Annotated in this window: 13 protein-coding genes and 1 other RNA gene; 10 read left to right on the forward strand and 4 right to left on the reverse strand. The window is 40.4% G+C overall.

The window, feature by feature from the left end; all coding sequences use genetic code 11:
* Positions 1-10: 10 nt before the first annotated feature.
* Positions 11-1,150: a cytochrome d ubiquinol oxidase subunit II gene (gene cydB / locus H5126_RS15470; protein WP_220491477.1), complete on the reverse strand. Its 1,140-nt coding sequence runs from the start codon at positions 1,148-1,150 to the stop codon at positions 11-13.
* Positions 1,147-2,730, reverse strand: a complete 1,584-nt coding sequence (locus H5126_RS15475) for a cytochrome ubiquinol oxidase subunit I (RefSeq protein WP_149602339.1) — start codon at positions 2,728-2,730, stop codon at positions 1,147-1,149. The genes cydB and H5126_RS15475 overlap by 4 nt, the downstream gene beginning before the upstream one ends.
* Positions 2,731-3,031: 301 nt before the next feature.
* On the opposite strand from H5126_RS15475, the gene lpxB reads away from it, so the two are divergent.
* The 6 genes from lpxB to H5126_RS15505 all read left to right on the forward strand — a co-directional run bounded on the left by lpxB (position 3,032) and on the right by H5126_RS15505 (position 10,990).
* On the forward strand, positions 3,032-4,189 hold the full coding sequence (gene lpxB, locus H5126_RS15480; protein ID WP_182716205.1) for a lipid-A-disaccharide synthase: 1,158 nt from the start codon (positions 3,032-3,034) through the stop codon (positions 4,187-4,189).
* Complete coding sequence (gene rnhB / locus H5126_RS15485; protein ID WP_182712628.1) at positions 4,179-4,781, forward strand: ribonuclease HII; 603 nt, start codon at positions 4,179-4,181, stop codon at positions 4,779-4,781. Before lpxB ends, rnhB begins: the two co-directional genes overlap by 11 nt.
* A 2-nt stretch (positions 4,782-4,783) precedes the next feature.
* On the forward strand, positions 4,784-8,275 hold the full coding sequence (gene dnaE, locus H5126_RS15490; protein WP_002958298.1) for a DNA polymerase III subunit alpha: 3,492 nt from the start codon (positions 4,784-4,786) through the stop codon (positions 8,273-8,275).
* A gap of 16 nt (positions 8,276-8,291) precedes the next feature.
* On the forward strand, positions 8,292-9,248 hold the full coding sequence (accA, locus tag H5126_RS15495; RefSeq protein WP_002958297.1) for an acetyl-CoA carboxylase carboxyl transferase subunit alpha: 957 nt from the start codon (positions 8,292-8,294) through the stop codon (positions 9,246-9,248).
* Positions 9,249-9,331: 83 nt separating this feature from the next.
* Positions 9,332-10,636 (forward strand): tRNA lysidine(34) synthetase TilS, encoded by a 1,305-nt coding sequence (tilS, locus tag H5126_RS15500; protein ID WP_182720635.1) that lies wholly within the window; start codon positions 9,332-9,334, stop codon positions 10,634-10,636.
* On the forward strand, positions 10,637-10,990 hold the full coding sequence (locus tag H5126_RS15505) for a hypothetical protein (protein ID WP_002958295.1): 354 nt from the start codon (positions 10,637-10,639) through the stop codon (positions 10,988-10,990). It begins immediately after the preceding gene.
* A 30-nt stretch (positions 10,991-11,020) separates the two neighbouring features.
* On the opposite strand, the gene H5126_RS15510 is transcribed toward H5126_RS15505, so the two are convergent.
* Positions 11,021-11,917, reverse strand: a complete 897-nt coding sequence (locus tag H5126_RS15510) for a GGDEF domain-containing protein (RefSeq protein ID WP_182696038.1) — start codon at positions 11,915-11,917, stop codon at positions 11,021-11,023.
* A 133-nt stretch (positions 11,918-12,050) separates the two neighbouring features.
* On the opposite strand from H5126_RS15510, the gene H5126_RS15515 reads away from it, so the two are divergent.
* Positions 12,051-14,024, forward strand: a complete 1,974-nt coding sequence (locus H5126_RS15515) for a monovalent cation:proton antiporter-2 (CPA2) family protein (protein WP_182720636.1) — start codon at positions 12,051-12,053, stop codon at positions 14,022-14,024.
* Positions 14,025-14,039: 15 nt separating this feature from the next.
* On the opposite strand, the gene H5126_RS15520 is transcribed toward H5126_RS15515, so the two are convergent.
* Positions 14,040-15,185 (reverse strand): patatin-like phospholipase family protein, encoded by a 1,146-nt coding sequence (locus H5126_RS15520; RefSeq protein ID WP_002958292.1) that lies wholly within the window; start codon positions 15,183-15,185, stop codon positions 14,040-14,042.
* Positions 15,186-15,424: 239 nt separating this feature from the next.
* On the opposite strand from H5126_RS15520, the gene H5126_RS15525 reads away from it, so the two are divergent.
* The 3 genes from H5126_RS15525 to H5126_RS15535 all read left to right on the forward strand — a co-directional run bounded on the left by H5126_RS15525 (position 15,425) and on the right by H5126_RS15535 (position 19,973).
* On the forward strand, positions 15,425-16,300 hold the full coding sequence (locus tag H5126_RS15525) for a DUF3014 domain-containing protein (protein WP_182674390.1): 876 nt from the start codon (positions 15,425-15,427) through the stop codon (positions 16,298-16,300).
* Positions 16,301-16,439: 139 nt separating this feature from the next.
* An RNA gene (gene ffs / locus H5126_RS15530) (signal recognition particle sRNA small type) lies at positions 16,440-16,536 on the forward strand.
* Positions 16,537-17,213: 677 nt separating this feature from the next.
* Complete coding sequence (locus H5126_RS15535; RefSeq protein WP_182720637.1) at positions 17,214-19,973, forward strand: response regulator; 2,760 nt, start codon at positions 17,214-17,216, stop codon at positions 19,971-19,973.
* Positions 19,974-19,989: the final 16 nt, after the last annotated feature.

A 19,989-nucleotide genomic window follows, 5' to 3' on the forward strand; every position in this document is an offset into this window, starting at 1 on the left:
TTTAGTCTCCTTAGTAGCTACCATGAGTGTTGTTTTCAATTTCTTCAACCGTTACTCTGCGCCACATTTTTACGTAACACCAAGTGGTATAAGCTAAAATAAGTGGAACAAAAATACACACTGCAACAAACATTACATTGAGCGTTTTATGGCTCGATACCGCATCCCAAATTGTTAAGCTAATATTTGGATTATTGCTTGATGGCATAATAAATGGGAACAGTGAAACACCTGCTGTCATAATCACGCCAATTAACATTAAGCTTGTTGAAATAAGTCCAAGTGCAGGTTTATTTAATTTTGAAAACACAAGTGCACTTAATGCCATTGCAAAGGCTAAAATAGGGAAGGTCATTGTCCACGGACGGGTGCTGTAATTACTTAACCAAGCACCTTGCGCTGTAGTGACTACTTTAGTTAATGGATCTGCATGGCTTTGTGTATCAGCCATAGATACAACTTGGTAACCCGTTAAGTTAGCCACCCAAAAACCAGCTGCAGCAAATAACACGATAAACACAATAAGAGAATAGCGACCATATTGACCCGAACGCTCTGCGACCACACTTGCTGTTCTAAGTTGTAACCACATACCCGCATGCGCAACTAACATGGTAATACTCACTAAACCTGCAAGTAATCCAAATGGGTTAAGCAAGCCAAAAAATGATCCTTGGTAGCTTACACGCATAAGGTTATCAATATTAAACGGTACGCCTAAAAATAAATTACCAAACGCAACACCAAATACTAATGCTGGAATCGCGCTGCCTGCAAGCAAGCCCCAATCCCAGTTATTGCGCCAGCGTTTTGAGTCTACTTTACTGCGGTAATCAAATCCAAGTGGTCTAAAAAACAAAGCAAAGAGTACTAGCATCATGGCAAAGTAAAAGCCCGAAAATGCAGCTGCATAAACCATAGGCCACGCCGCAAATAACGCGCCGCCTGCAGTTATAAACCATACTTGGTTACCATCCCAATGCGGGCCAATTGTGTTTATTACTGTGCGGCGCTCTGAATCTGTTTTACCAACGAGGCGGAGCAACATAGCAACGCCCATATCCATGCCATCGGTAATAGCAAAACCAATAAGCAGTACACCAATGATCAACCACCAAAGCATTTTTAATGTTTCATAATCAAAAATCATGATTGCTCTCCTTCAGTTTTATCAGCTTTGTTTGGTAATTCAAAATGATACTTACCAGTATGTAGCGAGCTTGGTCCTTGCTTAACAAAGCGGATCATCAACCAGCCTTCAACAATGGCTAAACCAGTATAGAAAATAATAAACCCAGTTAAGCTAATTAAAATATCGTTTACTGTTAGTGACGACGTGGCTAAAAAGGTCGGCAGTATTTCAGATATAGCCCAAGGTTGGCGACCATACTCGGCAACAATCCAGCCAAATTCAATCGCTATCCAAGGTAGTGGAATACTCAATACGGCAGCCCATAACAACCAGCGTTTTTGCTCAATAACACGGTGTGCGTTGTAGTAAAATGCCAATATAAATACACCTAGCATGGCCACACCACAGGCAACCATAATCCTAAATGACCAAAACATAGGGCCTACTTTAGGAAAAGAGTCTTTAACTGCTTTTTGAATTTGTTCTTCAGTAGCATCTACAACATCTGGTGTGTAGCGCTTAAGTAGCAAGCCATAACCTAAATCATCTTTTAGAGTATTAAATTTGGCAATATTATCTGGCGTATCTTCACCGTTTCTGAGTTTTGTAAGGTATTCATAAGCAATCATACCGTTGCGAATACGTACTTCATGTTGTTTTTCTAGGTCGTTAATACCCGTTACTTGCTCATCTAGTGAGCGCGTAGCAATTAACCCAAGTGCGTAAGGTATTTTAACCGCCGCATGTGTTACTTGCTCTTCTGAATCAGGAAAACCAAATGCGGTAAACGCAGCCGGAGCTTCTTCTGTGTGCCATTCGGCTTCAATTGTGGCAAGTTTTACTTTTTGGACTTCGCCTACTTCGTAGCCTGATTCGTCACCGAGTAAAATTACACATAAAATTGACGCTAAACCAAAGCCTGATGCGACTGAAAAAGAGCGTTTAGCAAATGCTAAATCACGACCCTTCAATATGTACCAGCTACTAATACCAAGCACAAACATAGACGCTGCTACATAACCTGCCGATACGGTATGAATAAACTTAACTTGGGCTACAGGGTTAAACACAAGCTCTGCAAAACTGGTCATTTCCATGCGCATGGTTTGATAGTTAAATTCAGCGCCTACTGGGTTTTGCATCCAACCGTTGGCAATTAAAATCCACAGCGCCGACATGTTAGTACCAATGGCCATTAAAAAGGTCGCGCCTAAATGTTGGCGTTTAGAAAGCCTGTCCCAGCCTAAAAAGAACATACCTACAAAGGTCGATTCTAAAAAGAATGCCATTAAACCTTCAATTGCCAGGGGGGCCCCAAAAACATCACCTACGTAATGGGAGTAATAAGACCAGTTAGTACCAAACTCAAATTCCATGGTAAGGCCTGTTGCCACACCAATTGCAAAGTTAATACCAAACAATTTTCCCCAAAACTTAGTCATATCACGATAAATTTCGCGACCGGTCATAACATAAACCGATTCCATAATAACTAAAATCCAGGTCATACCTATCGTTAACGGTACGAATAAGAAATGAAAGAGAGCGGTAACAGCAAACTGTAATCGCGATAGATCCACAAAGGTTTCATCTATCATTATTGGCTCCTTGAGAGTGACGGATTAACAGGGCAACATTTAATTGGCAAAGTTAAGGTTTAATGAACTTTCAGTAATTACTGAAAGTTTGTAATAGTATTTACTTTTGTGCAATTTTTGTCAACATACATATTAGTAAAACTTAATATATATTTCCTATGCTACATCAGTATTAAAAACAAACAACATAAAGCCTTAACTTAGGTGATAAAAAACCAGTTATTTAAAGCGTTTAACCAAACAGTAAAACACGGTAAACTAACAAGCATGAACGCCTGGTTTACTTGTGAAATAAAATCAAATGAATAAAGATAAAAAACAACTACGTATTGGTATTGTGGCAGGTGAACTGTCGGGCGATATTTTAGGTGAAGGCTTAATTAAAGCCCTTAAAAAACACTTTCCGGACGCTATTTTTGAAGGAATAGCAGGACCTAAAATGCAAGCGCAGGGCTGTAAAACACTTTACGACATGGATGAGCTTTCGGTAATGGGGCTTGTTGAGGTGCTAGGGCGTTTACCACGTTTGCTTAAAATACGTAAACAACTCGTGCAGCATTTTGTAGATAACCCACCTGATGTATTTATAGGTATTGATGCACCGGATTTTAACTTACGTGTAGAAAAGCCACTTAAAGATGCGGGTATTAAAACCGTGCAGTATGTAAGTCCGTCTGTTTGGGCGTGGCGCGAAAAGCGCATTCATACAATAAGTGCAGCCACTAACTTAGTGTTAGCATTATTACCATTTGAAAAAGAATTTTACGATAAGCACCAAGTGCCATGTACATTTGTGGGCCATACCTTGGCTGACGACATAGCACTTGAGCACGACGATACTAAAGCACGAGAAGAACTCGGCTTAAGCCTTGATGACAAAGTACTGGCGCTGCTACCTGGTAGTCGAGGCTCTGAAGTTGGTTTGCTAAGCGAGACTTACATTAAAACAGCCGCGCAGTTGCAAGCTAAAAACCCCAATCTTAAAATTGTGGTGCCGTTGGTTAACGAAAAACGCAAAGCGCAGTTTAGTGATATATTAAACGCTACCGCACCAAACCTTAATGTTAACCTGCTTGATGGGCAATCAAAATTAGCGATGCAAGCTGCTGATGCTATTTTATTAGCCTCGGGCACAGCAACACTTGAAGGTATGCTTTATAAAAAACCAATGGTTGTGGGCTATAAAATAAAGCCTTTGAGCTATTGGATTTTTAAAACTTTATTTACGTTTAATATTAAGTACTTTTCGCTGCCTAATTTATTAGCCGACGAAGAGCTTGTGCCTGAGTTTTTACAAACCGAGTGTAATGTGACTAACTTAACAAACGCACTTACCCCTATGCTCAACACAGATAACAAAGAGCTAAAAGCACGCTTTTTAGCTATTCACGAAAAAATTAGATTAAATGCCAGTGAACAAGCAGCCAATGCTGTGGCGGAGTTAATAAATGCAAATTGATAGACCCAATGTATCCTTAATTGCTGGTGTAGATGAAGTAGGGCGCGGCCCGCTTGTTGGTGATGTAGTCACTGCCGCCGTCATTTTAGATCCCACTAAACCAATTGCAGGTTTAGCAGATTCTAAAAAATTAACGGATAAAAAACGCCAAGCACTTGCAGTTGAAATAAAAGAAAAAGCATTGTGCTACGCGTATGGACGCTGCAGTCCAACAGAAATTGACGAGTTAAATATTCTACACGCAACGATGCTTGCCATGACTCGCGCAGTAGAGGCATTAAGCACACAACCTGAATTTGTATTTATAGATGGTAATCGATTGCCAAAACTCACTATGCCAGCACAAGCTGTTGTTAAAGGTGATAGCTTAGTGGCCGAAATTTCAGCGGCGTCTATTTTAGCTAAAGTAGCACGCGATGACGAAATGCTTGAACTTGATAAACGCCACCCAGAATATGGTTTTGCAGGGCACAAAGGGTATCCCACTAAAGCGCACTTTGCAGCACTTGAACAATACGGTGCAATTGACGAGCATCGTAAAAGCTTTAAACCTGTGCAGCGGGTTTTGGCGCAAGTCAATGGTGAGGGCTAAGCATGGCTGCTCCTGATTTTGTTCATTTAAGAGTTCATTCAGACTTTTCGATGGTTGATGGCCTTGCTAAAACAAAGCCAATCGTCGCAAAAGCGCAAGAGCTGCAAATGCCAGCCATTGCAATTACCGATCAAATGAACTTTTGTGGTTTAGTGCGTTTTTATGGCGCCACGCATAATGCAGGTATTAAACCTATAGTGGGTGCTGACTTTTGGGTTCGTAGCCCAGAGTTTCCTGATGAGCCAAGCCGCTTAACCATATTAGCCAAAGACAACGACGGCTATAAAAATATTACCTTATTAATATCTAAAGCGTATCAGCGTGGGCATGTGTTTCATCGCCCAGTTATTGACCGCGAATGGTTAGTTGAGCTAAAAGCAGGCTTAATTATTCTCTCAGGCGCTAAAGACGGTGACTTAGGTAAAGCATTATTAAAAAATAATCCGACTGTAATTGAATCGGTTGTTAGTTTTTATAAGCAGCATTTTAGCGATAACTACTACCTAGAGCTTGTTCGCACCAATCGACCGCTTGAAGAAGATTACTTGCACATGGCGGTAGAGCTTGCTGCTAAAGAGCAACTACCGGTTGTAGCCACCAACGAAGTGGTGTTTTTAAAGCCAGAAAACTTTGAAGCGCACGAAATTCGTGTTGCTATTTTTGACGGTTACACGCTCGATGATAAGCGCCGCCCTAAACGGTTCTCTGAAGAACAATATCTAAAAACACCTGAGCAAATGGCTGAGTTGTTTAGCGATATTCCAGAAGCCCTACAAAATACCGTAGAAATCGCTAAGCGTTGTAATGTAACTGTGCAATTAGGTACTTACTTTTTACCTGATTACCCAACCGGCTCGCTTAAAATTGAAGACTTTTTAGTTAAAGTGTCACAAGACGGCCTTGAAGAACGACTACAGTTTTTATTCCCCGACGAAGAAGATAGAAAAGTAAAACGTGTTGAATACGATGAGCGTCTTGCAATTGAGCTCGGTGTAATCAACCAAATGGGATTCCCAGGTTACTTCTTAATCGTAATGGAGTTTATTCAGTGGAGTAAAGATAATAATATTCCTGTTGGACCTGGTCGTGGTTCAGGTGCAGGTTCGTTAGTTGCGTACGCACTTAAAATTACCGACCTTGATCCACTTGAGTTTGACTTACTCTTTGAGCGATTCTTAAACCCTGAACGTGTATCAATGCCCGATTTCGACGTCGATTTTTGTATGGATAGACGAGACGAAGTAATTGATCACGTGTCGGCTTTGTATGGTCGGGATGCGGTTTCGCAAATTATTACCTTTGGTACCATGGCTGCAAAAGCGGTAATACGCGATGTAGGGCGAGTGCTTGGCCATCCTTACGGGTTTGTTGATCGAATTTCAAAATTGATTCCGGGTGACCCCGGTATGACACTTGCCAAAGCGTTTGATGTAGAACCGCGCTTGCAAGAAGCCTACGATGGCGACAATGAGGTAAAAGACTTAATCGACATGTGTCGCATCCTTGAAGGGTGTACACGTAATGCCGGTAAACATGCGGGTGGCGTAGTAATATCGCCAACCACTATTACCGATTTCGCTGCACTTTATTGCGATGACGAAGGTAAGTTTCCTGTAACACAGTTTGATAAAAACGATGTAGAAACAGCCGGCTTAGTTAAGTTCGATTTCTTGGGTTTACGTACACTGACTATATTGCAGTGGGCGGTCGATATGACCAATGTGCGCATGAAGCGCCAAGGTAAAGACCCCGTTGATATAAACACCATTCCACTGGATGATAAAAAAAGTATTGAGTTGTTACTTCGCGCCGAAACGACCGCTGTATTCCAGCTAGAGTCGCGTGGTATGAAAGACTTAGTACGCCGCCTTAAGCCCGACTGCTTTGAAGATATGATTGCACTTGTGGCCTTGTTCCGACCAGGTCCGCTGCAATCAGGCATGGTAGATAACTTCATCGACCGTAAGCTTGGCCGAGAAGAAATCTCATACCCAGATGCGCAGTATCAGCACGAAAGCTTAAAACCAATACTTGATCCAACTTACGGCATTATTTTGTATCAAGAACAAGTAATGCAAATTGCGCAAGTACTAGCAGGTTACACGCTAGGTGGCGCCGACATGCTGCGTCGTGCAATGGGTAAGAAAAAACCCGAAGAAATGGCAAAGCAGCGTTCAACGTTTGAAGATGGTGCAAGAAATAACGGCATTGACGGCGAGCTTGCGATAAAAATCTTCGACTTGGTAGAAAAGTTCGCAGGTTACGGTTTTAACAAATCTCACTCAGCAGCTTACGCACTCGTATCGTATCAAACATTGTGGATGAAAACGCATCATCCTGCAGAGTTTATGGCTGCGGTAATGTCGGCCGATATGGATAACACCGACAAAATAGTTATTTTGGTGGATGAATGTGAAAACATGAAGCTCACCTTATTACCACCAGACGTAAATGCAGGTGAGTTTAAGTTTACAGTAAACCTTGAAGGTGAAATTGTTTACGGCATTGGCGCGATAAAAGGCGTGGGTGAAGCACCGGTTGATGCAATCCTAGAAGCGCGTGCAAAAGGCGGCCCATTTAAAGATTTATTTGATTTTTGTGCCCGTGTTGATTTAAAACGCTTAAATAAACGTGTTACCGAAAAATTAATTTACGCGGGTGCTTTGGATCAATTAGGACCAGAGAAAACCCAATCTGGGCGTGCTACATTACTAGCCAGTTTAAAAGATGCTATGAGAGCGGCCGATCAACACAACAAAGCTGAGCAATTAGGACAAAGTGACTTATTTGGTTTATTAGCTACTGAGCCTGATGAAGTTGAACAAGCTTTTATTAAAGCCACAGGGCTTACTGATAACGAGTGGTTAGATGGCGAAAAAGAGACGCTAGGCCTTTATTTAACTGGGCATCCAATAAATCAGTACCGCCGTGAGCTTAGGCATTACACTAGCGGAAAAATAGTTGATTTACAGCCAACTAATCGTGATGTGTTTGCAACGGCCGCTGGTTTAGTTATTGCTTCTAGGGTATTAATTAATAAAAAAGGAAATCGTTGGGCCTTAGTAACTTTAGATGACAAGAGTGCACGGATTGATGTACGCTTGTATTCAGACGAGTTTGAAAAGTACCAAGATATGCTCCAAGTTAACAATATCTTGGTAATATCTGGACAGGTCAGCTTTGATAACTTCTCCGGTGGTATTACAATGACCGCCAGAGAAATAAACACCATTGCTCAAGCGCGTGAAAAGCGTATTAAAGCGATTAAAATGACGCTGAACATGGTGCAAATCGAGGCAGGTTTCTTCGATAAATTACAAAAAGTACTCGAACCCTATAAAATGGGAACGTGTCCGATCAAGGTTTATTACCAACGTCCAGATGCGTTGGCGCAATTAACTCTTGGGATCGAATGGTGTGTTACGCCAAGTGACGACTTAATCCATAAGTTATCACTAATGGCTGCGCAAGATGTAGAACTAGAATTTAACTAATTAGGTAGTTTAGAGCATGAGCCTCAATTATCTTGATTTTGAGCTTCCAATTGCAGAATTAGAAGCAAAAATTGAAGAATTACAAAGTATCAGCCGCGCTGGCGAATTAGACCTTGAGTTAGAAGAGGAAGTCAGCAAATTAAAAGAAAAAAGTGCCAAACAAAAACAGGAGATTTTTTCTAATTTAGGCGCTTGGCAAGTATCACAGTTAGCACGTCATCCGTTGCGTCCTTACACTCGAGATTATATCGAGCGCATTTTCACGGAATTTGACGAGTTTGCTGGCGATCGTACTTTTGCTAACGATCCAGCTATTTTAGGTGGCATTGCGCGTTTAGATGGCGAACCGGTAATGGTTATTGGCCAACAAAAAGGTCGTGATACTGCTGAAAAAATTAAACGTAACTTTGGTATGCCAAAGCCAGAAGGTTATCGTAAAGCATTACGCTTAATGGAAATGGCTGAGCGTTTTAAAATGCCAATCATGACCTTTATTGACACACCAGGTGCATACCCAGGTGTTGGCGCTGAAGAACGTGGTCAATCTGAAGCAATCGCACGTAACTTAAAAGTAATGGCGTCACTTAAAGTGCCGACAATATGTACGGTTATTGGTGAAGGCGGTTCAGGTGGTGCATTAGCAATTGGTGTTGGCGACAGAGTTAACATGTTGCAGTACAGCACTTATTCTGTAATTTCGCCTGAAGGTTGTGCGTCTATTCTTTGGAAAAGCGCTGACAAAGCACCGCTTGCAGCAGAAGCAATGGGTGTAACTGCAGAGCGCGTTAAAGAGCTAGACTTAATCAACAACTTAGTTGATGAGCCACTAGGTGGTGCACATCGTAATTACGATGCTATGGCACGTAACTTAAAAGTACGCCTTAAGCGTGACCTAGCAGACTTACAAGCGCTTACGCTTGAAGAAATGCTTGATCAACGTTACAAACGTTTAATGTCGTTTGGTTATTGCTAAACACATTAATTGTTAAAAAAAAGCCGCTTATGCGGCTTTTTTGCTTTAAAATGTTCAGAGTTTTTATATAAAAGTGCGGCCATATGCATACAACAGCAATTTATCAGCAATTAAAAAAATCACTAAATAGCTATATTGAGCAAGGTAACACTGTTTTTACTGTGGCGCTTTCTGGTGGTGTTGATTCTGTGGTGTTGCTGCATTTAATGCGTGCTTTAAGAGCCGATAATCCTGCAATTGATGTATCGGCTATTTATGTTCACCATGGCTTGAGCCAGTATGCTGATGACTGGCAACGCTTTTGCAAGAATGTATGTATTGAGCTTGATGTGCCTTTTAAAGTCGCAAAAGTTGTAATTGAGCAGCAGTCGCGTACGAGCCTAGAAGCCCAAGCTCGCGATGCACGTTACAAAGCACTTGATGAGCTAAGCCCACAAGGCAGCATTGTTTTATTGGGCCAACATTTAAACGACCAAGTAGAAACGTTTTTACTGCGCTTAAAGCGTGGCTCGGGTTTAAAAGGGCTTGGCGCCATGCACCAAGCGCGTTTGCTGCAAAGTGGCCGTGTATGTTTTAGGCCATTGTTAAACGTAAAGCGAAGCGATATAGAAGCGTTTGCGGCGCGCTTTAGTATTAACCACATAACTGATGACTCAAATACAGATGAAAGTTTTGACCGTAACTTTTTACGCTCAAAAATAGTACCTGTGTTAGCCGAGCGTTTTACTGGGTTTGAACAATGTACAGCACGAAGTATTGAGCTACTACAACAACAGCAAACACTACTTGATGAGTACACTCAGCTTGATTTAAATAAGTGTATTAACGAGTACCAAGCACTGTGCATTAGCCAAATAAGCGAATACAGCTCAGCGCGTATTGCAAATATAGTACGTGCGTGGCTTACATTATTTACACAGGTCATGCCATCGCAAAAGCAGCTTGAGCAAATTATTAATCAAGCAATGTGCGCAAAAAACGACGCGCAAATGCGTATTGATTTGCTCTATGGGCAAATACGTCGTCATCAAGGTTATTTGTATTTTGTAACACCAAGTGAAGTATTAACAGATATTGAGCTGAATCATTCGCAGCTAAAACTTGCAGACGGGCGCTTATTAATTAAAAGCATTGGTTTTGGAGTAAGACCTCCACACTCAAATGAGCAAGTAATAGTGCGCTTTAATTGCAATAGCGCACGTATTAAACCACTTAAAAAGCCTGGTAGTAATACAGTTAAGCATTGGTTTAAGGATGCAAAAATAGCGCCGTGGCTACGCGCCAGTGTGCCACTTATTTTTTATAATGATGAATTAGTTCAAGTGGTTGGTTGTTTTATAAGCGCTAAGCATGTTGATGAAAATGGTATTTTTTGGGAGTGTAAATAAATGAGTAAACAGCCGCATGTTGGCTTATCGTTAGTAAAAAAAGCGCCAATGGGTATGCTAATAACAGCGCTTATTGCTGTTATCGCTAATGTTTTACTTGAGTTAAATATAGTTACGTTAGGTTATGCAGTCGCTGGTGGGATTGCATCTGCAGTACTTTTATTAGCTTATTGGTTAGGTAAAGGTGGATTGTTTTTTATTTTAGGCGTGAGTCTGCCACTGCTTTTAGTATTATTTACACCGCTTGCGACTATTACTGCATTACTTAATTTAATTAGCGGGTTCTTTTTTGGTTTTTGTGCTGCGTTGTTTATTTATAAATTGGTAAGTGCAAAGCCTAGCGGGGGAAGCTAGGCTTTTTTATTTAATGCAGTTAAGTAAAGGCTAATATGCTTTTGCGCAGTTTCTACCTGATGCCTTTGCTTTGTATAAACCTTTATCGGCTCGAGCAAATATCTCAGTTTCGCAATCTTGGCTGTTAGCTAAAGTAAAACCAATACTGGTTGTTACTTTATACTTAGACATTAATGGCGATTTTCTTACTAAGCACATTATACGCTCAGCAATCACTTTATTAGTTGTAAACTCAGGGTCTTCAATAAGTAAAGCAAACTCATCACCACCAAATCTAAATACCGAATCAGTGCCGCGTATACTGCTACACAGTACTTTTGAAAATTCTTTAAGTGTATCGTCACCAATTTTATGGCCGAAGTTGTCGTTAACTTGTTTAAAGTTATCTAAATCAAGCAACATTAAACTAAATGGGCGTTGATAACGGCGACAGTTTTCAAGCTTTTGAAGTAAAAAGTCATTAAATTGACTACGATTATTTAAACCGGTTAACGCATCCTTTGTGGCAAGCTTTAGTACGCGGCTATACATCATCGCATTACGAAGTGGATAAACCAGCGCACTATGTAATGTATGTAATTTTTTCTCAATTGCGTGACCAAGTGGGAATTTACTAAAATAAATTAGCTGCCCTAAGTGGTCTTTATTAATCGCTAAATCAAAAATATAGGGTGTACTATTTGTATCACTTTGTGATGTTTGAGCAGTACCTAAAGTTGATTGAAACTGCAATCCAGAAAAATTGAGCAATTGTTTTGCAAATTTAGCGTAAATAGCCAGAACATCCTCGATCACTAAGCTTGTTTGTAGCTCTGCGACGAGTTCATGCGTTTCAGTTATTTCATTTGTAGGTGAGTGTTCAGCCGAAAACGGCAAAAAATCACCGCGACCAGACACACGCTGCGTCAAAATATGGACGTTTTCCATTAAATTCTCCCCCGAGGGTGTTACTTTGCAATAACTAAGCTATTTTTGTGCCATATTTTAAAATTGCATGAAAAACATATGGTTGTTATATTTACTTACAAGCTACTAGTTTAATTTAAACGCGAGGCTGCATTTGCAAAGTATTAATGCTCAAATTTTTGGCTTATTAGTCGCGGCAGTTCTTTTTGTGTGGTTTTTTAAGCGCATTGGCTTGCCGCCTATTTTAGCGTACCTAGCAACGGGGGTTTTAGCCGGTAGTCATGGTATTGGCTGGCTTGCACAATCTCACGAAATAGAGTTTGTAGCTGAACTGGGTATTGTGTTTTTGTTATTTAGTTTAGGGCTAGAATTTTCTATTTCTCGGCTAATGGCAATGCGCAACCTAGTATTTGGTTTGGGCTCATTACAAGTAGGTATAACCAGTTTACTCTTCATTATTATTCTATATTGCTTAAACTTTTCATTACTCACCAGTTTTACCATCGGCACAATTATGGCGCTTTCTTCAACCGCTGTAGTAGTTAAGCTATTAAAAGAAACGGGTGAGCTTAATCAGCGCCGTGGGCAATTAGCCGTTGGTGTTCTACTTTTTCAAGATATTGCTGTTGTTCCTCTATTAATAATACTTCCTTTATTTGCATCAAGTGACTCTCAAAGTATTGGCTGGGCTTTAGCGTTTGCCCTAAGTAAAGGCGCATTTGTATGTGTGCTTCTTTGGGCAATTGGTAAATGGGTATTGCCCATTGTGTTTAAAGAAATAGCGCAAGTACGAACCGATGAGTTATTTGTACTTACCACCATATTAGTCGCGTTGTTTGCAGGTTTTTTAACGTATATGTTTGGCTTGTCTATGGCGCTAGGTGCTTTTTTAGCCGGAATGATGTTAGGTGAGAGCCATTACAGGCATCAGTTAGAGGCCGATATACGCCCATTTCGCGATATTTTAATGGGGCTATTTTTTGTTACTGTAGGTATGCAGCTGGATATTTTATTTGTACTGGGGCATATCGTAATAATTATTGGTGCCTTGCTGGGTTTACTGGTATTAAAAATTGCAGTGGTAGCCTTTAGCGCGCGGCTAATGCATGAGCGAAACCAAGATTCACTCGCCTGTGGTATTATGCTGTGGCAAATGGGGGAGTTTGGCTTTGTACTTATTGCACTTGCTGGCCAGCATCAATTATTAAATTCAGAGCAAGCTTCATTTTTAATTGCCCTTGGTGTGCTTTCAATGGCATTTACCCCATTTTTGATTGATAAAACGCCATTTATTTTAAAGCGTTTAGGCATACTCGATCGCCCAAGTTTGGCGCTCGAGAGTGAGCCACAAAGTAGTACGCTATATAGTGACCATGTTGTTATTTGTGGTTTTTCGCGAGTTGGGCAAACTATAGCGCGTTTTTTAAAGCCCGAAGCAATTGACTATGTTGCGATTGAAAGTAACCCAATTTTAGTACAAGAAGGCAAAGCGGCGGGTGAGCCTGTCATATTTGGCTATGTTAAACAAAAAGATATTTTAAAGTGCGCAGGAGTAGAGCGAGCTCGCTTGGTTATTATTACTTTTACAGAGTTTGATCATGCACAGGTTGTTATTGATGCCATAAAGCAAATAGCACCCTATGTTAAAATACTCATTCGTACCCGTGACGATAGCCAGCTAGATTATTTAAAAGAGCTAGGTGTAACCGAAGTAGTACCTGAGTCGTTAGAGGCAAGCTTAATGCTCGTGTCGCATGTGTTGTCTATGTCGGGCGTACCGATGACGCGTATTGTGCGAAGAGTAAGTAAAGAGCGTCGTAATCGTTATCCGTTAATGCAAAGCTTTTATGCAGGCTATTTTAAAGATAACGAAGATACATCAAGTGACCGGTTAGAGTACTTACATGTGGTTGCTCTGCCTGATAAAGCTTATGCAGTTAATAAAACAATCGAAAATCTAAATTTAGAAAAGCGTCGGGTACTGGTAAAAGCGCTGCGCAGAGAAGGGGCCGAAATAGACACGCCATCAGCACAAACAACCTTATTGGCTAATGACGTTTTAGTGTTACAAGGTAAACCAAGGCGTGTTGAGCGGGTAGAGCACTACCTGCTCGACGGAATAGAATAACGTTTCTGTTTGAGCTTAATCTAGTTCTAAAAACTTGCGTATCTCCGGTAATTTTTTCATACCGTCTTCATAACCAATTTGCATTAAATGCTGGGTGTAGCGTTTTTCAAACAATAGATAACTGGTTAAGCTCGATTGCGAATGTTTTTTAACACCTATGGTACGTAGCAATACTTTTATAGCCCAAGGCATATCATCGTAATACTGCGCTGCAATAGCATTAAAGTTTTGCGATGGGTTAATTACAAAGGTATCTATTTGTTTAAGTTCTTGATGTTTGTCACGCGCGGGTAATAGCCCTAATGTGCGGTTAACACGAGCCAAACGCTCTAAATCCGATTGCATAGTGTCGGTAAATACACTGTCTAGTAAATGCCCCGCAACAGCAGAGAGTCCAGGATAATGTGGCGAATAACCCGGCGGGTGTAATTCTTTAGGTTGATCGACCCCAATAATAAATATTTTTTCAGCGCCTAAATGAATCGACGGACTCAGCGGAGAAAGTTGATGTATAGAGCCATCACCAAAGTAATGGTTATAAATATTTACACTTGGAAACACCATAGGAATGGCACTTGATGCCATTAAGTGCTCAACATTAATACGAGTTGCGCGGCCTTCGCGTTTAGCACGTTGCCACGATGTTTGCGTATTAGATTGAAAAAATGCAACCGAGTCACCCGTTGTATAACTTGAGGCTGTAATAGACAGCGCATCTAAATAATTACGGTGTAAATTGCGCTCAATGCGGTGTAAATCTAAAATCTCGTTTAATAAACTACGCAGAGGGCGGTTATTTAGTAAGCTCGCTGGTGGGTGGTTAATATGCTCTGACTGAAAGCTCGTTAAGATATTGCGAGCAATATGACCAAACACGCTTAAAAAGTCACTTTTATAGACCATAGAGGTTGAAAAGTTTTTCCAAACTGATTCGAGCTTTCGTACAGCCAAATGCGCACAAGAAGCGTAACATGCCAATGCAGCTGAGTTAATAGCGCCAGCGGAGGTGCCATTTATTACTCTAAATGGCAATGGAGCGGTACGAGGCATACTATGAGCTAGCGCTTTTAACACACCCACTTGATAAGCAGCTCGTGCGCCACCACCTGTAAGTAATAAGGCAGTTTTAGGTTTTTGTGGATCAACTTGCTTGATTTTCATATTGGTGGTTAAACTGTTCTACGTCTTTACTTTATTTATTAACTGTAAGTCTTTAAGCTAGAAGAATCAAAGGATAACTGCCCTAATACTTATTACATTATTTAATCACCCAATTTAGTAGGTAACTTACTTTGCTATAATTGTCGTATTATAAAATGTCATAGTATTTGTGTAAGAATGAATTTAATCCACTTAGCGTACTCTAAGTGATATCGCATTTTAATTTTTATGGAGTTCGTATGTCAGATAAACCAGAAGCATCAGATGTTCAAAAACGTCCACCTAATAACAATATTCTTTTCGCCGTTATTATTTTAATAGTCGTAGCATGTGCGGCCGCCTTCGTATTGCTCACACCAAGTGACGAGCAAGAAACACGCACTGAGGTAGAGCCCGTAGTTAAAGAGCAACCTATGATGGAGCTTAAACCCGAGAACGACCCAGTGGTAGACGCGCCATCTGTAATGCCAGAAAAACCAGCCGAGCTTGAAGTACCAGCACAAAGCCCGAGTGAGCCGGAGCCTGAAGTAGAGCCACTACCAACACTTAACGAAAGTGATGCAGTTGTAGTTGCTAAAATGGATGAGTACCTAAGCGACTCAGTAATGAGCCTAATGGTAACCGATGATGTAATTCGCCGTGGTGTTGTATTTGTAGATAACCTAGCTAAAGGTAAGGTAGCTAAAAAGCACACGCCTGTTGTACAGCCAGAAGAGAAATTTAGCGTTAATGAAGGGGATATCCTCACAATTAACCCTAACAGCTACGAGCGTTATACCCCGTATGTGAAAATATTTACCAGTATGAGTGCAGCGCAAGCCGTTCGTATGTACGAAGAGTACAAGCCACTTATTAATAATGCATACAGTGAAATTGGTTATGGCGATGATGAGTTTAATCAAACGCTAACCGATGCAATCGATTTATTACTTGATACGCCAGAGCCTGAAGGTGACTTGCCGTTACTTCGCGATTCAGTGACGTATCAGTATGCGTTTTCGGAGTGGGAGCAATTACCTGCTGCGCAAAAACAGCTTTTACGTATGGGTCCAGAAAACATGAAAAAAGTAAAAGCAGCACTTCGTAATATAAAAGCGCAGTTAGAGAACAATTAATACGCACTAAAACAGCTAAATACGTCGCGATTGTATATGAAGTATGCAATCGCACTTTCTTTTTAGATTATCCCTTGAATAACAGAGCAAAAGTAGAGATAATCCTTCCCGCGCCAACCAAGGCCCTCAATGGTAGTCTTATTGGTCCTCTCGCAACACTAGCAGGCGAACCTGGTCAGGCCCGGAAGGGAGCAGCCACAGTTTGTGACGTGTGTGCCGAGATGTGGCTGGTAAGACTGCCACCCAAATTCCTCATTTGGGTGTTGTTTGAAGTATAAGTTGACATATTTGTACTAAAAGATGGCATAAACCAGAAGCATAAGATGACATAGTTTAGTATTAACCAAATTGTTAAATGGCTCACTCACATTTTCACTTCGGCTTTTTGCCTTTTCCAATAACTTGATAAAGGCTACCACTGACAGTTTTGATTAGCTGGTTCTGAGGTGATATTTCCACTATTCTTGATGTGCTAATATAATCGTTTGTTGCGAATCGGTACGTCATGTCATCGACATAGATATCCCATAAAATTTATCCAATCATTTTCTTCACCATCAAAAATTGAAACTTAAGGGTGTTTAAGTCTTAATGAGAAATATCTATTTCTACTAAATTAATCGGAATTTTTTAGCATTAAAAAACTGGCTTTGGTATCAGGAGCTTTTAATTTAAGAAAACCAGTCACTTTATGCCATTTTATGATTCAACTCTATGCCAACTTATACTTCAAGCAACATTGGGTGTATATCGCTAACTCCTTAATATTTATATTTTTTCACTAAATTAATCCATAATACCTAATAGTTTCCAGCTCCTTTTCTCGCTAGACAACTTTTAACTTGTACGCAATAATGTAGCAATTATATTAATTTAACACTGCGTGTTAACAAAGTACTCTAGGGTTGAAGTAATGCCTCAAAGAAGTAAGTGGACACTCGCTGTTTTATTAGGGTTGCTAGGGGGTTTAGTTAACCTCTCGCCGTTATATTTTTTCGACAGTTCTGAGTTTTTATTTGGGCAAGTATTTGTATTATGTAGCTTAGTGTTTATTGGGCTGCGTTATGCGTGCTTAAGCCTTGCGATCGTATCTGGCTTTTTACTTTATAGGTGGGGGCATTGCTGGCCGAGTATTGTTTATTTACTCGAGCTTTTTTGGCTTTACACTTTTTGTTTACGCCGCTCTAAACCCATACTCCCTCTTGGTACTGTTTTTTGGCTGTTAGTTGGTTTACCTATAATTTGGGGAATAGGGCAGTTTCTTATTGGTCTGCCATGGTTAACGCTAGTTGTTGCAATATCAAAGTACCTCATAAATGCGTTAATTAGCTTAGCTTTAGTTGATTTATTTAGTGTATTTGTACCCCATGCCAGCCGTGCCTATCAGGGCAGGCCTCTTGCTCGCATTCTTAGCTATGTTGTAAGTGTTATTATTATATTAGTTATACTGCTTACCAGTGTAATTTTAGTGAACGATCACCACTCTCGGTTAGAGTATGAGGTAGACGCCCAGCTTGAAGAAAAAGCCAAATATATAAGCACTCAATTAAGTGATTATTTAACGTTTCATAAAAATGCCATTGTAATGAGTAGCGACGCCATAAGCGCGGGCACAGATAGTGAGCAGCAGTTAAAAAGGCTAATGAATCTATTTCCAGGGTTTGCTACAAGCTTGTATGCCAACCCTAGCGGCTTTGTTGAAATAACGTCGCCTAATAACCTTATTGCTGGGTTAACTAAGGCGCAGCGTAATGTTACTGATCGCGAGTACTTTAATCAGGCTAAGCAATATCCTCTTGGTTATAGCAGTGGTGTGTTTCAAGGGCGAGGGCTTGGCAATGAAGCCATTGTTGCGCTGTCTGCACCTATTTATCGTGATGGTGAGTTTTACGGCGTAGTAGAGGGGTCGTTAAAGCTTGGACGATTAGAGCAGTTTATTCCTAATTTATTTGAAAACACTGGCGAATTAGTTGTACTGGATGATAAACAAAAAGTGGTTTTTAGCTCGCTTGAGCAGTTTGAAATATTAACCGACTTTAACGAAGATGGTTTTAATGCACGTAATATGGGCGATAAAAATTTATTTCGTTCCAATAATAACGAGGTTTACCATAGCTCTAAATATGTCAATCCGCAGAGCAAATGGCAAGTGATCACTTTTTATAATCGTAAACATTTGAGTATGGCTGTAGCCAAAGCCTGGCTGCCAAGTATCTTGCTAGGCGCTATGCTAATTATTATGGTGGTGCTGTTTGTACGCCAACTTGCAAACTTATTAGTGCAGCCAATTAGTGGTTTAACTAATTTAATGCAAAGCTTTAATAAATCAAAAAAACATACTTTTAATACAGATTCAAGTTGGCAAGAAGTATTGCAACTACAACAGCAGTTTGAAATGCTAGCCACTGCGCTGCAGCATTCAATAGAAAACCTGCAAGCGTCAAATATAAAAAACCAAGACCTAAACAAACAACTCAGTGAGTTTAACCAGCAGCTAGAAAAACAAGTTGCTGAGCAAACCAATAAGCTTAAGCAAGCAGTAGAGCGTGCTAATTTAGCTAATGTGGCTAAATCGCAGTTTTTAGCAAATATGAGTCATGAACTACGCACCCCAATGAACGGTATTTTGGGCATGGGTGAGGTATTGCTGCGTGATAGTTCGTTAACCGACGAGCAAAGAGATCTTTTAGATACGCAACAAAAAAGTGCTCAAAACTTATTGAAAATCTTAAACGATATTTTAGATTTTTCTAAAATTGAGGCTAATGCAATGCAAATTAGCCCGCGTCCTACAAATTTAGCGCCTTTTATCGAAAATATTAAATCGTTGTTTTCACCCATTGTAAGCTCTGACGATGTGCAGTTTATAGTTCAGTGCAGTAACACCTTGCCAGATTGTATTAACGTAGATGATTTACGCTTAAACCAAGTTATTATTAATTTATTATCTAACGCGTATAAGTTTACTGAGCGCGGGTTTGTACGTTTATCGTTTGATTACAGTGGCCAGCAGTTATTTGTAAGTGTGTCTGATAGCGGCATAGGCATAGCAAAAGATCAGCAATCGTTATTGTTTAGCGAGTTTACACAAGCTGATGTAGGTGTTGCACGTAAATACGGTGGTACCGGGCTTGGTTTGGCCATTAGCCAAGGGTTAATTAAAAAAATGCAGGGTGAAATATCTTTAAATAGTGAACCCGGTAAAGGCAGCATGCTTAAGTTTTACATTAATGCGCCTAAAGCTGAGTTTATAAAGCACACAGCCGCAGTACAGTCGCAATCAGTACCTAACCTTGGTAGCAAAAAATTACTATTGGTAGAAGACAACCCCATAAACCGCCAAGTAATTGCAAAAATGTTAGAGCCAACTCATGTACAACTTACAATGGCTAACGATGGAATTGAAGCGTTAAAAGTGCTTAAGGGTAATACCTTTGACTTAATTTTAATGGATTGCCAAATGCCAAATATGGATGGTTACGAATGTACCCAAACCATACGTGCTAACGAAGTAAACACTAAGGCACATGTGCCCATTATTGCAATTACCGCTAATGCCTACGAAGATGATAAACAGCGCTGTTTAAGTGTAGGTATGGATGACTTTGTATCTAAACCTGTAAGCACACAAGGTTTGTACGAAGTAATCGCTAGGGTGATAAACGCGCATTAGCTTAGCGTTTATCACC

The organism is Pseudoalteromonas sp. SG45-3, assembly GCF_014164075.1.
Classification (GTDB): domain Bacteria; phylum Pseudomonadota; class Gammaproteobacteria; order Enterobacterales; family Alteromonadaceae; genus Pseudoalteromonas; species Pseudoalteromonas distincta.

Excerpts from the sequence above, each read along its gene's own strand:
- tilS (WP_182720635.1), top strand. The coding sequence starts at position 9,332 with ATGCATACAACAGCAATTTATCAGCAATTAAAAAAATCACTAAATAGC.
- H5126_RS15510 (WP_182696038.1), bottom strand. The coding sequence starts at position 11,917 with ATGGAAAACGTCCATATTTTGACGCAGCGTGTGTCTGGTCGCGGTGAT.
- rnhB (WP_182712628.1), top strand. The coding sequence starts at position 4,179 with ATGCAAATTGATAGACCCAATGTATCCTTAATTGCTGGTGTAGATGAA.
- accA (WP_002958297.1), top strand. The coding sequence starts at position 8,292 with ATGAGCCTCAATTATCTTGATTTTGAGCTTCCAATTGCAGAATTAGAA.
- dnaE (WP_002958298.1), top strand. The coding sequence starts at position 4,784 with ATGGCTGCTCCTGATTTTGTTCATTTAAGAGTTCATTCAGACTTTTCG.
- H5126_RS15520 (WP_002958292.1), bottom strand. The coding sequence starts at position 15,185 with ATGAAAATCAAGCAAGTTGATCCACAAAAACCTAAAACTGCCTTATTA.
- H5126_RS15505 (WP_002958295.1), top strand. The coding sequence starts at position 10,637 with ATGAGTAAACAGCCGCATGTTGGCTTATCGTTAGTAAAAAAAGCGCCA.
- H5126_RS15535 (WP_182720637.1), top strand. The coding sequence starts at position 17,214 with ATGCCTCAAAGAAGTAAGTGGACACTCGCTGTTTTATTAGGGTTGCTA.
- lpxB (WP_182716205.1), top strand. The coding sequence starts at position 3,032 with ATGAATAAAGATAAAAAACAACTACGTATTGGTATTGTGGCAGGTGAA.
- cydB (WP_220491477.1), bottom strand. The coding sequence starts at position 1,150 with ATGATTTTTGATTATGAAACATTAAAAATGCTTTGGTGGTTGATCATT.
- H5126_RS15475 (WP_149602339.1), bottom strand. The coding sequence starts at position 2,730 with ATGATAGATGAAACCTTTGTGGATCTATCGCGATTACAGTTTGCTGTT.
- H5126_RS15525 (WP_182674390.1), top strand. The coding sequence starts at position 15,425 with ATGTCAGATAAACCAGAAGCATCAGATGTTCAAAAACGTCCACCTAAT.